The organism is Pelagicoccus enzymogenes, from assembly GCF_014803405.1.
Taxonomy (GTDB): domain Bacteria; phylum Verrucomicrobiota; class Verrucomicrobiia; order Opitutales; family Opitutaceae; genus Pelagicoccus; species Pelagicoccus enzymogenes.
Genome location: NZ_JACYFG010000042.1, coordinates 55,610 through 74,108, shown reverse-complemented (window position 1 = coordinate 74,108; position 18,499 = coordinate 55,610). Strand labels below are relative to the sequence as shown.

General features: G+C 57.6%; 18 protein-coding genes. 15 read left to right on the top strand and 3 right to left on the bottom strand.

Annotated features, from left to right (window positions below):
- Positions 1-92 precede the first annotated feature (92 nt).
- The 15 genes from IEN85_RS18540 (at position 93) to IEN85_RS18470 (ending at position 14,893) form a co-directional block, all read left to right on the top strand.
- Positions 93-1,463, top strand: coding sequence for a peptidylprolyl isomerase (locus IEN85_RS18540; protein WP_191618606.1), 1,371 nt, complete (start codon positions 93-95; stop codon positions 1,461-1,463).
- 17 nt (positions 1,464-1,480) lie between these two features.
- Entirely contained in the window at positions 1,481-2,743 is a 1,263-nt protein-coding gene (locus IEN85_RS18535) for a peptidylprolyl isomerase (protein ID WP_191618605.1), read from the top strand.
- Positions 2,744-2,987: 244 nt separating this feature from the next.
- Positions 2,988-4,202: a molybdopterin molybdotransferase MoeA gene (locus IEN85_RS18530; protein WP_191618604.1), complete on the top strand. Its 1,215-nt coding sequence runs from the start codon at positions 2,988-2,990 to the stop codon at positions 4,200-4,202.
- A 41-nt stretch (positions 4,203-4,243) separates the two neighbouring features.
- Positions 4,244-4,723 (top strand): cyclic pyranopterin monophosphate synthase MoaC, encoded by a 480-nt coding sequence (gene moaC / locus IEN85_RS18525; RefSeq protein WP_191618603.1) that lies wholly within the window; start codon positions 4,244-4,246, stop codon positions 4,721-4,723.
- Positions 4,724-4,742: 19 nt separating this feature from the next.
- A complete protein-coding gene (gene moaD / locus IEN85_RS18520; RefSeq protein WP_191618602.1) occupies positions 4,743-4,988 on the top strand; it encodes a molybdopterin converting factor subunit 1 in 246 nt (81 codons plus the stop codon).
- Positions 4,989-5,021: 33 nt separating this feature from the next.
- Positions 5,022-5,456 (top strand): molybdenum cofactor biosynthesis protein MoaE, encoded by a 435-nt coding sequence (locus IEN85_RS18515; RefSeq protein WP_191618601.1) that lies wholly within the window; start codon positions 5,022-5,024, stop codon positions 5,454-5,456.
- Between the two features lie 52 nt (positions 5,457-5,508).
- Complete coding sequence (locus IEN85_RS18510) at positions 5,509-5,775, top strand: hypothetical protein (protein WP_191618600.1); 267 nt, start codon at positions 5,509-5,511, stop codon at positions 5,773-5,775.
- Positions 5,776-5,966: 191 nt separating this feature from the next.
- A complete protein-coding gene (gndA, locus tag IEN85_RS18505; protein ID WP_191618599.1) occupies positions 5,967-7,469 on the top strand; it encodes an NADP-dependent phosphogluconate dehydrogenase in 1,503 nt (500 codons plus the stop codon).
- Between the two features lie 276 nt (positions 7,470-7,745).
- Positions 7,746-9,605 carry a hypothetical protein gene (locus IEN85_RS18500; RefSeq protein ID WP_191618598.1) on the top strand — a complete coding sequence of 620 codons (1,860 nt, stop codon included), beginning with the start codon at positions 7,746-7,748 and terminating at the stop codon, positions 9,603-9,605.
- A gap of 96 nt (positions 9,606-9,701) precedes the next feature.
- Entirely contained in the window at positions 9,702-10,487 is a 786-nt protein-coding gene (locus tag IEN85_RS18495) for a DUF3450 family protein (protein WP_191618597.1), read from the top strand.
- The gene (locus IEN85_RS24805; protein ID WP_191618596.1) at positions 10,484-11,908 is read left to right on the top strand and encodes a MotA/TolQ/ExbB proton channel family protein; all 1,425 of its coding nucleotides are present in this window, start codon (positions 10,484-10,486) and stop codon (positions 11,906-11,908) included. The genes IEN85_RS18495 and IEN85_RS24805 overlap by 4 nt, the downstream gene beginning before the upstream one ends.
- On the top strand, positions 11,905-12,420 hold the full coding sequence (locus tag IEN85_RS18485; RefSeq protein WP_191618595.1) for a MotA/TolQ/ExbB proton channel family protein: 516 nt from the start codon (positions 11,905-11,907) through the stop codon (positions 12,418-12,420). The genes IEN85_RS24805 and IEN85_RS18485 overlap by 4 nt, the downstream gene beginning before the upstream one ends.
- Positions 12,417-12,818: an ExbD/TolR family protein gene (locus tag IEN85_RS18480; RefSeq protein ID WP_191618594.1), complete on the top strand. Its 402-nt coding sequence runs from the start codon at positions 12,417-12,419 to the stop codon at positions 12,816-12,818. Before IEN85_RS18485 ends, IEN85_RS18480 begins: the two co-directional genes overlap by 4 nt.
- Positions 12,819-12,833: 15 nt before the next feature.
- Positions 12,834-13,529 (top strand): hypothetical protein, encoded by a 696-nt coding sequence (locus IEN85_RS18475; RefSeq protein ID WP_191618593.1) that lies wholly within the window; start codon positions 12,834-12,836, stop codon positions 13,527-13,529.
- Positions 13,526-14,893, top strand: a complete 1,368-nt coding sequence (locus IEN85_RS18470; protein WP_191618592.1) for a tetratricopeptide repeat protein — start codon at positions 13,526-13,528, stop codon at positions 14,891-14,893. Before IEN85_RS18475 ends, IEN85_RS18470 begins: the two co-directional genes overlap by 4 nt.
- A 201-nt stretch (positions 14,894-15,094) precedes the next feature.
- Here IEN85_RS18470 and IEN85_RS18465 read toward each other — a convergent pair whose 3' ends face one another.
- Genes IEN85_RS18465 through IEN85_RS18455 form a run of 3 tightly spaced genes read right to left on the bottom strand, consistent with a single transcriptional unit; the run spans position 15,095 to position 18,489 of the window.
- Positions 15,095-15,661: a nucleotidyltransferase family protein gene (locus IEN85_RS18465; RefSeq protein ID WP_191618591.1), complete on the bottom strand. Its 567-nt coding sequence runs from the start codon at positions 15,659-15,661 to the stop codon at positions 15,095-15,097.
- On the bottom strand, positions 15,661-16,626 hold the full coding sequence (locus IEN85_RS18460; RefSeq protein WP_191618590.1) for an XdhC family protein: 966 nt from the start codon (positions 16,624-16,626) through the stop codon (positions 15,661-15,663). The genes IEN85_RS18465 and IEN85_RS18460 overlap by 1 nt, the downstream gene beginning before the upstream one ends.
- A gap of 6 nt (positions 16,627-16,632) precedes the next feature.
- Positions 16,633-18,489 (bottom strand): Na+/H+ antiporter NhaC family protein, encoded by a 1,857-nt coding sequence (locus tag IEN85_RS18455; protein WP_191618589.1) that lies wholly within the window; start codon positions 18,487-18,489, stop codon positions 16,633-16,635.
- Positions 18,490-18,499: the final 10 nt, after the last annotated feature.

The window sequence follows — 18,499 nt, the reverse complement described above, 5'->3', positions numbered from 1 at the left end:
CAAAAGGCAGCGGGATCGTTCTATAGACTCGAATCCACCCCGAGCCCACCTACGTATAGCCCTTCGCGCGAGCTCGCGCCCGCCCCGTCCCTATGAAAAGTACCGCTACGATCGCCCTTCTCGCCCTCATCGCACAAATCGCCTCGGCCTTCGAGCCCACGGAAGACGGGATGTACGCCGTTTTCGACACCTCCATGGGGGAGTTTACGGTGAAGCTTGCCTTCGACGGCGTTCCCCTCACCACCGCCAACTTCGTGGGATTGGCCGAAGGAAAGATCCCTTACTTCTCCAACGAAACCGGCGAGGCCCTCTCGGCCAAACCCTACTACGACGGGATGATATTTCACCGCGTGGTAAAGAACTTCGTGATCCAAGCCGGCGACCCCGATCCCGATGACGACCAGGCCAACGGCCCTGGCTACCGCATCCCGGACGAAATGCATCCCAACTTGAGCCACGAGATTCCCTATGTGATCTCCATGGCGAACAACTACTGCTTTCCCTGCGAGGAAAATTCTGGCCAGCGCTGGGTCACCTCGCCGAGCGAAGAGGAATTCAACGAGCGCGCGCTGGAGTTCTTGAACGTCGGAGAAAACACCGGCGGATCGCAATTCTTCATAACCGTGGAGCCCTCCGCCAACTCCGCCGGGCCCGGCTATCTGGACGGCCATTTCACGGTTTTCGGAGTCGTGGAGGACGGGTCCGAGGTGGTGGAAGCCATCAGCGGAGTCGGCGTCGACCAAGGCTATCAACCGCTCGAAGACGTTGTGATCCACAGCGTCAAAATCCTCAGACGCGGCGAGGCCGCCGAAAACTGGAACATCGAGGACTACGAGCTGCCCGTGATCCAAGCTGTCAACAAGGACGTTAGCCTCGCGCAAACAGACGACGGACCCGCGTTCCGTTTTCCCGCCGCCGCGGGCGAAAAGCTCCTGCTGCAAGAAAGCGAGGACTTGAGCGATTGGTCGCAAGATTTTCTGAATATCGGAGAGGCGTCCGACGTCGAAGTTGACCTAGCGGGACGGGAAAAGCTCTTCCTCGAGCTCTTTTCCGTCTCCGACCCCACCGCCTACGAGGAGCGCATTCCAAACGCCACCTTTGAAGCGGACATTTTCAACCACCCTTTCGGAGCCCGCCAAACCGTCACTTGGTCATTCAAATTCAACAGCAACAGCGACGACACGGAGAATCCCGAGCGCTTCGGAATCGTAAGCGTACCCAACCTGCCGGACGCACGAATTCTCGCCTACCAATACCACCGCCTCCCCAACGGGGCGCGCCTGAGAATCGTCACCCAAAGCCAGCAAGTCATGACCTTCTACCTGCGCTTCATCGAGGGCAACCTAGGAGGCTACGTGGCTTGGATAGACGACTACTTCCACGGAACCGAAAGCAGCCAGCCCCCCTACTTCGTGCCTCAAAGATTCCCCGTCACCGGCTTTTTCGAACTCTCCACTCCCTAACCCTCGACCCCAGGAAATTGTTACCCAACTCAGGAATCCAAAAACTCGCGACCTGCCTCTGGCTCCTAACTCTCCCAACTCTGGCGACTCTGGCTGACTTCACCCCGGAAGAAGACGGCATCTACGCCGTATTCGACACTAGCGAGGGCGAGGTCGTCACAAAACTCTTTTACCGGGAAGCTCCCATCTCCTGCGCCAATTTCGTAGGACTGGCCGAAGGAGACATCCCGGTTTGGAACCAAGACGGCGAGGCTATCCAATCCCCCTTCTACGACGGCTTAACCTTTCACTCCGCCATCGCTCCGGGAACCGAGGGCTACATCCCCTTCCTGCAAGGCGGCGACCCCCAAGGGGACGGGACCGGCGGACCGGGCTACACTTGGCCCGACGAGGTCCAGCCCCAGCTCACTCACGAGAGAGCGGGCACGCTTTCCATGGCGAACTACGGCCCGAATACCAACGGATCCCAGTTCTTCTTTACCTTGGAGGACACTTTGGAAATCCCGCCTTTCTTCGATGGAAAGCACAACGTCTTCGGCGAGACGATCGAGGGCCTCGACGTGCTCGCGGCCATCGCGAATCTCCCCAACAGCGGCGAACCGTTCTTCCTCCTCGACTCGCCCGCGACCATCAACTCCGTGACAATCCACCGCCGGGGCGATGAGGCGCTCGCCTTCGATTACGCGGAGCACCTCTTCCCGCACCGCACGCCCGCGCCAGCGGAAGCCGTGGCCGCAAACGCGAAGGCGCCCTCCCTGAGAATCCACGCCCAAGCCCAGTCTCGCTACCTCGTCAACGCCTCGCCGGACCTCCAATCCTGGAAAAACATCGCCACCTTGGCAGGTCCTCTCGATCGAGCCGCCCCCGTCGATTACGACTTCGCCAGCCAACTCTCCGGCACGAGCGATTCGCGATACGTTCGCGTATCTGAAATCCAAGGACACAAATCAGAGAACAGGGCCGGAGCCCGCATCGTAGTCACTTCCAGTAACGGAACCTACGTCGAAACCATAGAGCTCAACGAGGGGCAGTTCGCAATCTATACCGTCTTCGACTCCAGCTACCAAGCTGAGTACGAATGGTATCGGCTCGACTCGGAACGCGACCAGTTACTCGTTCGCCTCCTCGAAACCAACGCCAGCATCCCAGAGATCCAGTTTCACCTGACCTGGACTTCCGCAACCGGCGGCAGCGCCTATATCCGCGACGCCACTCCCGACTACGATCCGGACTCAGTCGACGACTACGTGGTACAAGGCACCTTCACCTACCAAGAGTAGTTGCTCCAAGGATACGCGAGAGAACGGACTTAAACGTAGCCCTTCTCTCAAGCGCGCCACGGTTACGCTCGAGTCGACATTCCAGATCGGATCTCCGCGCGTTCACGCCCCCGAAAATGAACTCAAGGGGAACCCGTTCTATCCCCTACCTACGCGAGCTCCCTCATTCAAAACCCGTAGCCTAGAACTGCAAAGGCGCAGATTTATTTGCCCAAGACGAAAAAATGGAAATGGTGCTGCCCTAGTGATTACAGTTCAGGAAGCCGAGAAACTCATACTCGATAGCATCGGGGAAATTGAAACAGAGACCGTCTCCATCGACGCCGCTCTCGGACGCTGCCTGCGCGAGCCAATCCTTGCCGATCGGGCCCTGCCCCCCTTCGACCGGGCCACTCTGGACGGGATCGCCATCAACAGCTCCTCCTACAACACCGGGCAACGCAAATTCAAGGTCGCCGGCACCGCTCCCGCCGGAGCCGTCCAGCAAGAATTGCCAGACGTCAAAAGCTGCCTCGAGATCATGACCGGCGCCCCGCTGCCGAGACTAGCGGATTGCGTGGTCAAGATCGAAGACATCGAAATCAAAAACGACATCGCGCACCTTCCCGACGGCCTGCAGCTGGACTTCCATACGGCCGTTCACTCGCAAGGCAGCGACGCCAAAGCCGGCAAGGAGCTCCTCGCCCCTCAACGTCTCGTGACCGCAAAGGAAATCGCTATCGCCGCTTCCGTCGGCAAGTCCGAACTCGTGGTTTCGAAGTCTCCCCACATCGCCATCGTTTCCACTGGCGACGAGCTTGTATCCATCGACCAAGCACCTGAACCCCACCAAATTCGCCGTTCCAACGACATCACGCTCGCCGCGGCCTTGAAGAGCTCCGGCTTCGCCAGCGTGGAGCTGGTTCATATTGCAGACGACCAAGAGCAAATCGAAACAAAGCTCCGCGAGCTCATGACGCGCTGCGATTCCCTCATTCTCACCGGAGGCATTTCCAAAGGAAAGTACGACTACATTCCCGAAACGCTCGCAAAACTCGGAGTATCCATCCGCTTCCAATGGGTAAGCCAACGCCCCGGCAAGCCCATGTGGTACGGACAATTCTCGCGCGACGGCAACCGCCTGCCAGTGTTCGCCCTCCCTGGAAACCCCGTCTCCTGCTTCACCTGCTTGCGACGCTACGCCATCCCCGCCCTCGAGAAATGGGTCGGCTTGCCCAAAAGCCAGCCCGTCTACGCCAAGCTCGAGCACGACCTCACCTTCAAGCCGGAGCTCACCCTTTTCCTTCCCGCCGTCGCCGACCCGCGGCCCAGCGGCGAGCTCTGGGTCAAACCCGCCCTTTTCAATACCTCCGGCGATTTCGTCTCCGTTGCCCAAACGGACGGCTTCATCGAGCTGCCCAAAGCCCGCAAAGTCTTCCCCGAAGGCGAAGCCTTCCAATTCTATCCTTGGCCTCGCTAGCCAGCATTCACCCATTCACCATTCTCCCAACCACCCTTAAAATGCCTTTCACTCATCTCGACGAAAACCAGCAGCCGCAAATGGTCGACGTCACCGACAAAGCCGTCACCCGACGCTCCGCAACAGCCCGAGCTCTCGTCCAACTCACTCCCGAGATCATGCGGCAATTCGACGGCCAAGAGCTGCAGAGCAAGAAAGGCCCCGTCTTCCACACCGCCATCCTCGCCGGCATCCAGGCCGCCAAGAAGACCAGCGAGCTCATCCCGCTTTGCCATCCGCTTCCCCTCACCAAGTGCTCCGTCACCATCCAAGCGGTCGACGACGTCCGAGTCGAAATCCGAGCCACCGCTGTGACGGACGCGAAGACCGGCGTGGAAATGGAAGCCCTCACCGCAGCCAGCGGAGCCGCCCTCACGTTGTACGACATGTGCAAGGCCCTGTCCAAAGCCATTGTCATCGAGGATATCCGACTCCTCGAAAAGACCGGCGGCAAGTCAGGCGACTACCAATCCGCAACCTAACGTCTCGAACCGAGCTCCCGTGCCCAACAAGCTTAAGATCCAATACTTCGCCCTCCTGCGCGAACAACGCGGCCTCGACGAGGAGACCGTAGAAACCAAGGCCGCAACCGCGGAGCAACTCTACGAGGAACTCGTCCAGAAACACGGATTCGGCCTGCCGACGTCCTCCCTCAAAGTGGCCGTAAACGACGATTTCGCCGACTGGAACGCCCCGCTCAACGACGGCGACAACGTCGTCTTCATCCCGCCCGTCGCCGGCGGCTGAAACCTCCTCTCACCCTATTCTTCCGCCTCACCCGTGTCCACCTCACCCGCATTCTCCATTTCCGGCGACCCGCTCGAGCCCGACAAGCTGAAACGCCACCTGCTCGACTCCCACGCCGGCGCCCTCGCCACCTTCGAAGGCTGGGTGCGAAACCACAACGAAGGCGAAGCCGTCGATCGACTCGAATATTCCTCCTACCCAGCCCTCGCCAACAAGGAGGGACAACGCATCGTCGCCGAAGCTTTCGAGAAATTCGAGATCGACGCGGCCATCGCCCAGCACCGAGTCGGCTTGCTGGAAATCGGAGAGATCGCCGTTTGGGTAGGCGTTTCCGCCGCCCATCGTGGTGCCGCCTTCGACGCCTGCCGGTACATTATCGAGGAAATCAAAGCACGAGTCCCTATCTGGAAGAAAGAATACTACTCAAGAGGAGCCACAGATTGGGTGAATTGCCACCAAGCGACTTAATCGAGCTTCCCAAGGGCCGATAGACAGAAACAGTCAGATGCGTCCCTAACTCATGCACTACGTGGAAAAACTCTTTCAGTCCCTTCAACCTCTCTACAACCAAGCGTGGTTTCCCTACGCCGTCGGTGTACTGGGCCTGATTTTCGCGTTCTCGGTTTGGCAGACCCTGAAGTCGCTGCCCAAGCTCGTCATGTACCCGATCATCGCCGCAACCGCTATGATCATCTTCATGAATTGGGTCTACTATCGCAACGAGCCCGAGATCTTGACCCCCATGGTCAACATGATCGCCCAGTTCCTGCCGAATTCCGGAGCCTAGGCGCAAGATCCGCCCCCGCCGACCGCATTGCGGACAGGGCACCTCCGGATCCGAAATCGACTTCATGAATACTGGCAATCCCGCTCATAAGAGCAGGGATTTGTTGCGATACCCAACACGAATCGCTTTTTAGCGCTTGCTGGAGACTTTTAGCGGGGCTTTACTCTCCGCCCTTTCTAATAAGTATCACTATGTCGACAGCAACTTCAGACATCGGACTCATCGGCCTCGCCGTCATGGGTCAAAACCTGGCCCTGAACATCGCCGACCACGGCTTCAAGATCTCGGTCTACAACCGCACGACCTCTAAGACGGACGAGTTCGTCGCGAAAAACCCAGACACTCCCGGCGGCCTCTTCGGAGCCCAGACCCTCGAGGAGTTCGTCCAGTCCCTCAAGCGTCCCCGCAAGATCATCATCCTCGTACAAGCAGGCAAGGCGACCGATGCCGTGATCGCAGGCCTCACCCCTCTCCTCGAGAAGGACGACATCATCATCGACGGCGGCAACGCCCTCTGGACCGACACCATCCGTCGCGAGAAGGAACTCAACGAAGCAGGCTTCCGCTTTATCGGCTCCGGCGTTTCCGGCGGCGAAGAAGGCGCCCGCTTCGGCCCCTCCCTCATGCCCGGCGGCAAGGAGTCCGCATGGAACGAACTCAAGCCCATCTGGGAAGCCATCGCCGCTAAGGTCGACGCCGAAACCGGCAAGCCCATCGAAGGCGCCGCTCCCGGCAAGCCTGTCGAAGGGGGCGTAACATGCACCACCTACATCGGCGAAAACGGCGCCGGCCACTACGTCAAGATGGTCCACAACGGCATCGAGTACGGCGACATGCAGATGATCTGCGAAGCCTACGCCATCATGTCCAAGCTCCTCGGCATGGAGCCAAAGGAAATGTCCAAGGTCTTCGGCGAGTGGAACAAGGGCGTGCTCGACTCCTTCCTCATCGAAATCACCACCGACATCCTCCAGCAAGACGACCCCGTCACCGGCAAGCCTTTCGTCGACATCGTACTCGACACCGCCGGCCAAAAAGGCACCGGCAAGTGGACTTCCGTCAACGCTCTCGACATGGGCGTAGCCGCCCCTTCCATCGCCGAAGCCGTATTCGCCCGCTGCATCTCCGCAGTCAAGGAAGAGCGCGTCGCCGCCTCCAAGATCATCAACCCGATCTTCGACGCCTTCGAAGGCGACAAGGAAGAGTTCGTACAAGCCATCCACGACGCCCTCTACTGCTCCAAGATCTGTTCCTACGCCCAAGGCTTCCAGCTCATGCGGGCCGCCCAGGAAGAGTACGATTGGAAGCTCAACTTCGGCGAAATCTCCATGATCTTCCGCGGCGGCTGCATCATCCGCGCTGCCTTCCTCCAAAAGATCTACGAAGCCTACCAGCGCGACGAAAACCTCGCCAACCTCCTCCTCGACCCCTACTTCAAGGGCGAGATCGAGCGTTGCGAAAAGAACTGGCGCAAGGTCATCGCAGCTGCAGCTTCTTGCGGCGTAGCGATCCCGACCTTCATGTCCGCTCTGTCCTACTACGACAGCTACCGCAGCGAGCGCCTCCCAGCGAACCTCCTGCAAGCCCAGCGCGACTACTTCGGCGCCCACACCTACGAGCGCGTCGACCAACCCCGCGGCAAGTTCTTCCACATCGACTGGCCCGACAGCACTCGTCCGCAAATCGAGGCCTAAATCGCCCCGGCTGGACTAGTCCAAAGCACCTTTCAAAGCCCGCTCAGCCAACGCTGAGCGGGCTTTTTCGCGGAGGCAGCTTTGCAACGTCACAGCCTGAGAAAAATTCGAAGGCATCCCCGCGGTTTCATCGTATAGTAAGAGTCGACTCCCGTGAAAAATAACTTATCTTTTCCATAAGTCGGCCACATAAACGAAAATCGAGAAACCCGCCGTGCAACCCCCTTGGCACCGAGCGGACCCACTCGAGCAAACATAAAAACGAGAGCTTGCCCCATGTCTCCGAAATCGAACTACCGCTACTCCGCAGTGCTCGCGATCGCATTGCTGTGCCCCTTCTCCACCTTCACCTCCGCTCAGGACAAGCCGGAACCCGACCCATGGTTCACGGAGGAACGAGAACGCCCCGAAGTCGAAGAGGAAACAAACGATGACGATGAGGAAACCGTCATCCTTCGGAAAACCCGTCCCAGCGCCCTCGTAAAGAAACTGAAGAAGGATCTGCTCGCAGTCCCCGAGAGCAATCTCAACCGCCGCATCAGCCTCCTCGAAGAAATCGTGGCGACCGCCCAACCCGAACCGGAAGACCAAGAGCTGCTCGCTGAACTGCGAAACCTGAAGAGCCAAGCCATTCAAGCCGTCATCGCAGCCAGCGAAGACAGCATGCCGCTGGAAGCCGGCATCGGGCGGCTAGCCCCCTACTCCCAATACTATCGCGGGGACCCAACGCTCGTCGTCAGACTTCTAAACTCCGATTTCACCACACGCCTCAAAGACCGAGTTTCCAGTCTCGGCCGGCTCAATATGGTTTCGGAGTTGAGCCACATCGAATCCAAGATAAACGAAGCGGGACTTGCCTCCATCTTCGGAACCCAAGTCCAACAATCCGTATCCGGGGCCACCGCGACCATGATCGCTCGCAAGTGGGAGGAGGCCACCCGAGGACAGAAAATTCTCCCCGCCGAATCCTACCTCATCGGCCAACTCCTCAAGCAGAGCGACCAGAAGCTTGGACTCGCTATCGACATCCCAGCGAACGCGGATCCCCAGTTGACCCAAAACATATCGCGCAGCCTGGAGCGGCGCTGGGGCGAGGACTTCCGGCTCACTTCCGTGGACGCCCGCGGAGCAAGCCCCGAATTCCTGCTTAAAATCGATGTCGGTAGTATCCGTTCTTCGCATACGACAAAAGAGAAGACCAACGAATCCATAATCCCCGGAGCCATCATCGAGGAGCCAAATCCAGACTTCCTCAAGTTGGTGGAGAAATACGAAAAGGCCGCCAAAATCTACGAAGCCGAGCTCGATACATACGATGCCCGCTACCAGTACTACATCGAATCGCTTGACGATAGCGACTACCGTCAGGCCCAAGACGACCTGAAACGGGCACAGGAAATCTTGGACGCGACGCCCCCTCCCGCCGGTCCGGAACCGAGTCCGGCCTACGAGCAAGCCCAAGCCCATCTGCAAATTGCCGAAGCAACCGCAAATTCGGTCTCGATGCCGATGGCCATCGAACCGCAGAAGCCCTACCCGCATCACTTGAAGATCCTGGAAGACCTTTACCTCGTTCCCAGCACGCTTGTGATCAGCGAGGAGAAGACCCCCTACGAGTACACGAGCCAGGAGCTCGTCTACAAATTCGAGACAGAAGCCCCCATCAGCTTGCAATCGCCCGTGCTCGAGCAAATCCAGCTCCAATCAGTCGTTACGCTGAACCAGAATAGAAAGTGGACCCAAAACCTGGGAGTCGACCCTCGAGACCCTGCCGTCGACGAAGGATCGTATTCCGAAAGCGAATACGCATCCGCTCTCGACATATTCGGACTGGAATTCGCTACCTACTGCAACGAGGAACTCGCCAAGCTCCTCGACAGCGCGAAGAAAACGCTTTCCGCAACACAACAAAGCCTAGAGCTTAAGCAGGTCCTGATGTTGCTCGCCCTTGAACACGTCACCTCCTCCGGCAAGGCGCCGGAGCTCGACGAGCAGGAACTCAGCTCCCTCGCGGAACTCGCGACGGACCGACAAACGACCCCAGCCCAATTCCGAGCCCGTTGCCTGGCCAAGCTGCTCTCGAAAACCGAATTCGCCCACCTCGCAGACGAAAGCAAGATTGCCCAATTCCTGTAGACCCTCGGCTCACACCAGACTTCTCCCAATCTTACCGCGACCTGCCGAAACAGCATCGTCAGGCCCGGTCACGACATAGCACCTTCGCATCCACACATGATCCCTCGCTCCGCGCTCCTCCTCATCGCTATCCCCATCTGCTGCCTCGCAAGTCAAACGACGTCCGCGCAAGCCTTGGACTCCCTGAAAGACGCAACCGACCGCTGGATACAAACCCGCAACCGGATATCGAAGGAGAAAAGCCAGTGGATTACCGAAAAGCAATTGCTCGAGGGTTCGGTCGACACGCTTCGCTCAACTCAAGAGATACTCGAGGAGAACGTTGCAATCCTCGAAATGCAGAGCCAAGAAATCGCAACAGCGATAAAGGAAGCAGAATTTAAAGTCGCTCAATTCGAGGAAACCAACGGCATCATCGAGACTCAAGTCTCCGTATACGAAGAACGGATACAGAAACTCGCCAAACGACTTCCCTCACCGCTGATAGACAAGATTGCGCCCCTCCTCAGAAAGATTCCCAAGGCCAACGGCACCAAGGTCCCCACTCCAAATCGCCTGCAAAACGTCGTGGCGATATCTACCTTGATCGACGAATTCAACAATGACCTGACCCTCGCTCACACAATCAAGGAACTCGATGATGGCAGCGTCATAGAGGTACGAGTCCTCTATTGGGGACTCGCCGGCGCCTACGCCTCAAACGTAGACGGCTCAAAGGCATGGGTCATCACTCCCCATGAAGGAGAATGGCAATGGACCCCCGCCACCAGCCCCGAACGGCAAACTGCCATCAAATCACTCTTCGATGTCTACGACAAAACCATCGACCCCAAACTTGTGAGCGTGCCTTTCACCTTCCAAAACGAAGGAGGTGAGAAGTGATCCTCCCCCAAAGCATCAAGGTCGCTCTTATGCTCCTGACCACAGCCTCAGCTTCACTCTCCTACGGGCAAGCCGAAGCTGAGTTTGCCGTACTTATCGGGCGCACCCAAGAGAAGATCGAAGCGAGCTTGGACGAGTACCAGGCCTTCCTCCAAGAGACGCAGTCGGAGAAGCTAGAATTCGTACGCGAGATTAACAAGCTCGAGAACAGTCTCGTAAAGCTGCGACAGAGCGAACTGATAGCCCGGCGAAATGCAACCGAGGACAAGCTCCAACTGGACGAGTTGCAAAACCGTATCAAAGCGCTGGATACCCAATCCCAATACTCGCAAGGCGTCCTTTCCGAGTACCTCACCAACTTCGAAAGCCGCATCCACATCTCGGAGGACCAGCTCTACCTCGATCCACTGAGAGAAACTCGCGAGACCCTAAACAACGCCCCCGACAACCCCGCAGATCGCCTCCCCATTCTCTTCCAAGCCCTCGAACTGGGCATCGCCCGCCAGGAAGCCCTCGTTGGAGGACGCCAATTCGAAGGCAAGGCCATCACTCCCCTTGGAGGTGTCAAAACCGGCCAAATCGCCGTCATTGGACCTGTCGCATTCTTCAGCGACTCCGAAGGCACCGACGCGGGCCCCTTGCGCTTCAACTCCGGCACCATCGAACCTGGACTCTCGACCATAGCCCTAGCGGACGCCGAGAAACTGCGAAGCGTGCTCGCGACCGGGAGCGGCTTGCTTCCACTTGACAGTTCCCTCGGCAACGCCCTCGTGCTCAAGAGGGCTAAAGGTACCGTCGCCGAACACATTTCCAAAGGGGGGTGGGTCGGCTACGCCATCCTCCTGCTTGGAGCGGTGGCGATCCTCGTCTCCCTATTCAAGTTGATCGACCTCCGCAGCCTAAGCGTCCGAGAACCGGGTGACCTGGCCAGCATCGCCAAAACCGCCGCAAGCGGCGCCATCGATGACGCCAAATCAAAGATCGAAAGTTTGAAAGGTCCCATCCACAAGATGCTCACGCTCGGTATCGAATTTTCTAGGACAGACACCGACACTCAATTGGACGCTATGGAATCATCCATCCTTCGCTTCCGCCCGCAACTCGAACGGTTCCTTCCCATTCTGGCCACAACAGCGGCGGTCGCGCCGCTCATGGGACTTCTCGGAACCGTCGTTGGCATGATCAAGACCTTCACCCTCATCGAAGTATTCGGCACCGGCGACGCTAAGTCCTTATCCTCAGGAATCTCGGAAGCGCTGGTGACCACAGAGCTCGGACTCATCGTCGCCATTCCTGCTCTTATTTTCCATGGAATTTTCACTCGGATCATGCGAAGCCGCATCGGTTCCATGGAACAGATCGCAACCGATTTCAGCCGTCTCGTGTTCGCCCACAAACCTTCCAAGGAAACCGAGCAATGAACATCGATTGGTTGAACACCGTCTGGGCCACCATCCTCAGCGGAGGCCCTATCATGGTCGCCCTCCTGCTCTTGGCGTTCCTGCTCTACCGTAACGTGATCGGCTTGTTCCTCTTCACCAACAGGCTGGATGCTCGATCCGTATTCATGGAGCAATCACAGGATCAGTCGCACGGCGCGATCCAAGACTTTCGCGACCACCTTTCCCAGCTAGTGCGAACCCAGCTCACCTACGCCAACGTCCTCATCGTGGCCGCGCCCCTCCTCGGTCTCCTTGGAACCGTCATCGGCATGCTGGACACGTTCAAGGGGATCGGAGCCGAGGCAGGTCAAGACACGACCAAGGCGGTCGCGGACGGCGTAAAAGTCGCCCTCATTACCACCCAAACCGGACTCATGATTGCGATCTTCGGACTTTTCCTGACCCAGTTGATCAGCCGCATCTACCGGTCCAAGGATCTTCAACTCCTAGAGCTCGAGATAGAGACCCTGAAAAGAAAGCTTCCACAATGAGACGCCGCAAATCAGCAAACGACCGAGCAGACAACGTCGACATCAACCTGTCTCCGATGATCGACTGCATTTTCATCCTTCTCATCTTCTTCATCGTCACCACGGTCTTCGTCGAGGAGAGCGGCATAGAAGTCAACAAGCCGCAGGCCGCCTCCGCCCAAGCCCTCGATAAAAATTCGATCTTGATCGCTATTTCCGACGGCGACCGCGTCTACTACGGAGGCGAGGAAATCGGAGTTTCCGGAGTTCGCCCCCGCATCCAACGCATCCTCGCAACCGAAGAGTCAGACGTCATCATCCAAGCCGACGCTTCCGCCAGCCACGGAGCTTTCGCTCGCGTTTACGGAGAAGCAAAAGCTGCCGGAGCCAAACGAATCCACTTCGCTACAGACCAGTAGTTGACAATCCCCTACATGAACGCGCTGGAAAAACGCCTGCAAAAAAGCAAACGCAACCCGATCACCTTTCTCGGTGGGGCCATGCTCGCAGCCATCGTTTTTCTCTCCATGGGAGTCACCCAACTCGGAATCGACTTCACGCCTCCAGAGGAGCCCGCGCCCATTACCGAATTCCACCTCCCTCCGCCTCCGCCCCCTCCCCCCGCTAAGGTCCCACCCAAGAAGACTCAGGTATCCATAAGCTTCAATCTTCCTGCCACCTCAGGACCCGCCGACGTCCCTCTCGGCTTCCTCGACGTGGACTTCGGCCTCACCCCCAAAAAACTCACGCAAAACAGCGTGAACGTCGCAGAGACCATCGAAAACTTCGAAACAGACGGCATAGAGGACCTCGCCGTCTACGACTACAAGGACGTCACCGAAAAGCCCTCTGTCTCCTATCGCCCCAACCTCTCCATCCCCGGCAAGCTCATCGCCAACACCACTAAACCTGTCCCCTTCACCTACATTTGCCGCATCGACCTACGCGGACGAGCAACTGATATCCACATTATCGATACACCTTATCCAGCCGCCATTCCACTCATCGTCGAATTCGTACGCGGACACCGCTTCAAGGTCGCAAAGAAAGACGGCAAGCCGGTCCAGTGCATCGTTCGACGCAAAGGAACCTACATTCCTTCCTCCAACAAAAGCCCTTTCTCCATATGAGTATCCTCCGTTCACTCGCCATTGCCACCCTGGCTCTCTCCGCGATCGTATCCAACGCCCGCGAAATGGGCGAACCCGATCTCGCAAGCGACGAGTTCATGAAGCGATTCACCGCGACCTACGGCGTTCTCTCCGAAAAAGAACCGCCACTGAACGACATCGAAGTGGTCATGCTTAAAAAGGTCGCTCCCCTGATCCGCATCAACAAGACACAGGCCCAGAACTTCCTGCAAAGCATGGTCAATTCCGAAGAGAAGCACAGCGCTTCCTTCAACTACCTGCTGGGAAACATCTACTTCGAGAACAACGAGTTTCTGCTCGCGGAAAACCAATACAAGGCAGCGATCGAGGCCTTCCCGGACTTCCAAAGAGCTTGGACCAACCTCGGTGTACTCAAGCTCAAGTCTGGCGATACCAAAAGCGCCTTGATCGCCTTTCTCAAAGCCGTGGAACTGGGAGACTCAAAAAGCGGTACCTTCGGAATGCTTGGCTACTGCCACTTCGCCGAGGGCAACTACATCTCAGCCGAAGTCGCCTACAACCGCGCCGTGTTGGCCGAGCCTAACAACCTCGATTGGCTAGAAGGAAAGGCCCAAACCTATCTCAAGGCGGAACGCTACGTCGAAGCCATTCGCATGCAGGACGAACTCATCGCCAGACGTCCCCGTCACGCCGAATACTGGCTGGCCCAGACCAATGCCTACTTGGGCATGAAAGACTACGAAAAGGCGGCGCGAAACTTGGAAATCATCCGTTCCCTCGGCGACATCGACTTCCAGTCCCTCTACCTTCTCGGCGGCCTGTACGGTAAGCTTGAAATGTGGATACCCGCTCGCGACGCCTACTTGGAGGCTGCCGCCTACGCTCGTCCCGGCGACACGAACTTCCTCATCCAAGCCGCCAAGCTCCTCTCCTACAACAAAGAGATGGAATCGGCTCAGCAACTCTACTCCATGATCGACCCCTCCGGCGAGGAGCTCAGCTCCGAAGCGCTCAGCGACTTCAAAGTGGTAGGAGCAGACCTCGCCGCCCACGCAGGCGACACCGCGAATGCGATTGCCCTCTTGGAGGAAGCCGAAACCATCAACCCTACCAACGGAAACACGCTCATCCGCTTGGCGCGCCTCCATGCAGAAAACGGAAACCTCGCCAAAGCGTACCTTCTCCTAGACCGGGCTGAAATGGATCCAAAATCCGAATACAATGCCTTAATGACACGCATAAAATTCCTCATTGAAGAGGAACGCTTCGCTGAATCGCAAACATTCGTCGGCCGCGCGCTTCAGCTCGATTCGAACGAAACGACCAAATCCCTTTACACTCAAATCGAACAAGCAGCCAAAGCGTCCACCGGGCAAAACTAGGGCACCGTGACACATCAAATGTCGCATGCGACCTAGCGCTGAGCTTTAGAGCAACATTTACAGTTTCTGTCGCACCCCAGTGGAAACCCCATAAGTGCGCCAACCGAGGTAGGGCGGACTGGCCCAGTCCGCCGTGGACGAATGAACTGGCTACGCGGCTGTCTGGCCCAGACAGCCCTACCACGACCAACCCGAGCCACGCTACGGCGTATCCATATCTCGAACACATGCATCGTCGTCCATGTCCAAGAAGACGACCGAATCTCCCTCGGTAGCCAACACCTCCCGAGCGCCCTGATCCCCCGACAGCGCTTTAAGCGACTCAAGGCAACGCTTCGGAAAACACACCGGATGACCTCGGACACCTTGGAAACGCGGCTGAACGATAGCCTCCCCTCCCTTGCGCTGGAACGCTTGTATCACGCTAGCCACGTGCTGGCGCTTCAATCGAGGCAAATCGCCAAGGCTAAGCAACAAGCCATCCAGACCGGCATCCTCTAGGCTACGTACCCCACAGGCCAGGCTCGATCCCATTCCCTCCTCGAACGAAGCATTGAAAACCGACCTAAGCTTCCGCCCCTCCAAGAGTGGTTCGATTCGATTCGCTTGATAACCCGTGACCACCACCACTTCCGCGAGATCCAAGCCTTCAAACGCAGCCAGGACACGAGCCAGCAGCGGCTCTCCATCGACCACATGCAGAAGCTTGTTCGCGGCCCCAAATCGTCTCGACTGGCCCGCCGCTAAAACGACCGCTCCCAATCTCATCAACGATCCTTGTTTCGCTCCCTGATGAGCTGAGCCACGATGCTCACTGCAATTTCCGCCGGAGTCTTACTGCCAATATCGATCCCCACTGGCCCAAAGATTCGAGCCAAATTTTCTTCCGCGAAATCTAGCTTCGCCAGTCGCTTCAGCCGAGCAGCGTGACTCTTCTTGCTCCCCAAAGCCCCCAGGTATCCACACGGGGTTCGCAGGGCAGCCGCCAAAGCTTGGTCGTCAATCTTCGGGTCATGGGTGATCGCGACCAAGGCATCCGTATCCGTCAAGCGATACCGAGCCAAAGCCCCTTCTGGCCATTCCACGCAAACCTCATCCGGACGAGACTGAAACCGCTCCTCACGCGCATAGCTCTCCCGCGGATCAATCACCACCACTTCATACTGCAACATCTTGGCTGCTGAGACGAGGTGCAGGGCAATGTGCGAGGCCCCAATCACGAACAAACGCTTACGCCGCCCAAGGAAGCGATAGAGGACCCGCGCTTCCCCTTCGATGCGTTCGTAAGTTTCGCGAAAAGCATCGGCGGTCGCTTCCAAGGAATCCGTTTCTCCATCAGAACGCCAAACGCAGGGTATATGCTCGTCCAAGGAACGAAGCACCTCATCCACAAACGTATCATTCACGCCACTACGCAGGTGAGGCGCCGGCTCCACCCTGACTTCGATTGATCCACCGCAGGACAATTCGATCTCCCACGGGAATCCTTCTCCAGGGCCAAACTTCAGCCACCTCACCTTACCGTCATCCAAGCACAGGCGAGCCGCCTCGATCACCTCGTGCTCCACGCATCCAGCACTCACTGAGCCTATGAATCGCTCCCCATCCTCGTGAATCGCCAGCACCGATCCTACGCCGCGAGGCGAAGGCTTGCTCGCCTTCACTACGGTCGCCAGAGCGAAGCGTTCGCGAGCAATGAACCAGTTTCTCAGTTGGGGCCAAATATCCTGCATGCCGGGCTAACGAAGCGTGGAGACCATCGAATTTGCTAATTCCTCGGATTCTTCCCTTTGAGCAGTAGCCTTGCGGCCAAAAGTCCTTAAAACCGCGAACGCTGCCGCCGGATACAAGACGTAAAACAGCCAGACCGGCATTCCGTGGGCGACGCTCAAGTATCCAAATCCCCCTGACAAGGTTACCGTTGCCAAAGCATAGTAGAGCTGGGTGTTGACATGCGCAATATGATCGCAGCCGGAAGAAATAGAGGAAAGCACCGTTGTATCACTGATCGGACTACAGTGATCTCCAAAGATCGCCCCATCCAATACAGCCGCCGCCGTCAACAGATAGATTATAAACGACTCCGGTTCCAGAGCTCCCATCTGAGCTGCCAGCGGCATCATGATAGGTATCAAAATCCCCATCGTGCCCCAGCTGGTACCGGTCGCAAAAGACATCACTGCCGCCACCAAAAAAGTGAGAAGCGGCAGGGTCCAAAGGGGAATGCTGCTGCCCAGCATCGCGATCAAGTAGTCGGCCGTTCCCAAATTATCGCAAATCTCCCGCATAGCCCAAGCCATCGCCAAAATAAAGATAGCCATCCACATCGTCGACAGAGCTCGGCTGTACGATCGGAGCACGTCCCTTGCCTTGAGCACGCCTTGGCTCAGAGGCAAGATAACGGCAACGGCTCCAGCCAGCAAGGCAGCCGTCAGCATGGCTGGCATCACACCCGCGTCGCTCCCTTTGCTCGGATCGTAGACAGCCGCGCCAAAGGCAGCCCGCCAGCCGTCCAGACTAGAGAGCGCGTTAGCGATACCGGCTGAGGCCAAGCGATTCTGCCCCAGTATCACAATTCCAACGACAATCCAAACAAGGAGAATACAAATCGGAAGCATGGCGTTTACCCAGCGCGGCTTCGCCTCTCCCGAGCTCAGTCCCTCCACCTTCGGAGCTAATAGCTGATGCGAATCGTCGATTACCTTTCCCTCATGAAACGCCCGACGCTCGGCGTTGAGCATCGGACCAAAATCGCGCCCCGATGCGGAATTCATGAAAACGAAGATCAAGGTGCCGATACAGTAGAATCGCAAGGGAAGCATCTCCACCAGCAACCCGTATCCAGAAAGCCCTACACCATGCTCAGCCGCGACATCTCCCAGCAGGTAAATTTCAAAAGCCACCCAAGTCGAAAGCAAGGCCAAGCCTGCCACGGGCGCCGTTGTCGAATCCACCAAATAAGCGAGCTTCTCGCGCGAGATCTTCCAGCGGTCCGAGAGCTTTTGCATGGTGGTCCCCAACACCACCGAGTTCGAGTAGTCGTCGAAAAAGATGAACAAGCCGCTAAGCCCAATCGAGATCTTCGCCCGCCGACGCCCCTTAGCAAAGCGATCCATGAGCTTGACGAGCCCGTCGAGCCCGCCGCTCTTCGCCATCACATGCACCATGCCTACCAAGGCGACGAGGAATACGATAATGAGGATACTGAACTGCGACAGAGCTGGGCGAATGAGAAAGTCGTTCACCCCCAGCACCGCAGTGGCCAAGGGGTTCAAGCCGTAGGACAAGAACGATCCAACCGCGAAGGCCGACACTAGGGCCCCCACCATCGTTCGGAAGAATGCGGCGATCACAATCGCCAGCAAGGGCGGAAGCAATGAGGTCCAGTGTCCAGTGACTTGCACCTCCCGCGCCCCCTCTCTCAAGTAGTCAATGAAGGAGGAATTTGACTTGGCCGCTACCGCCTGAATCGAGGACGCCGCCTCCACAGATTCGTGACTGACCGGAACGATCGCCAAAAAGGAACACACCCCCAGCAAGGTCAAAAAAAAGGCAAGCCAACGCTTGGGACGCAGCCATGTCGGGGATTCGTTCATGAAAACAGTC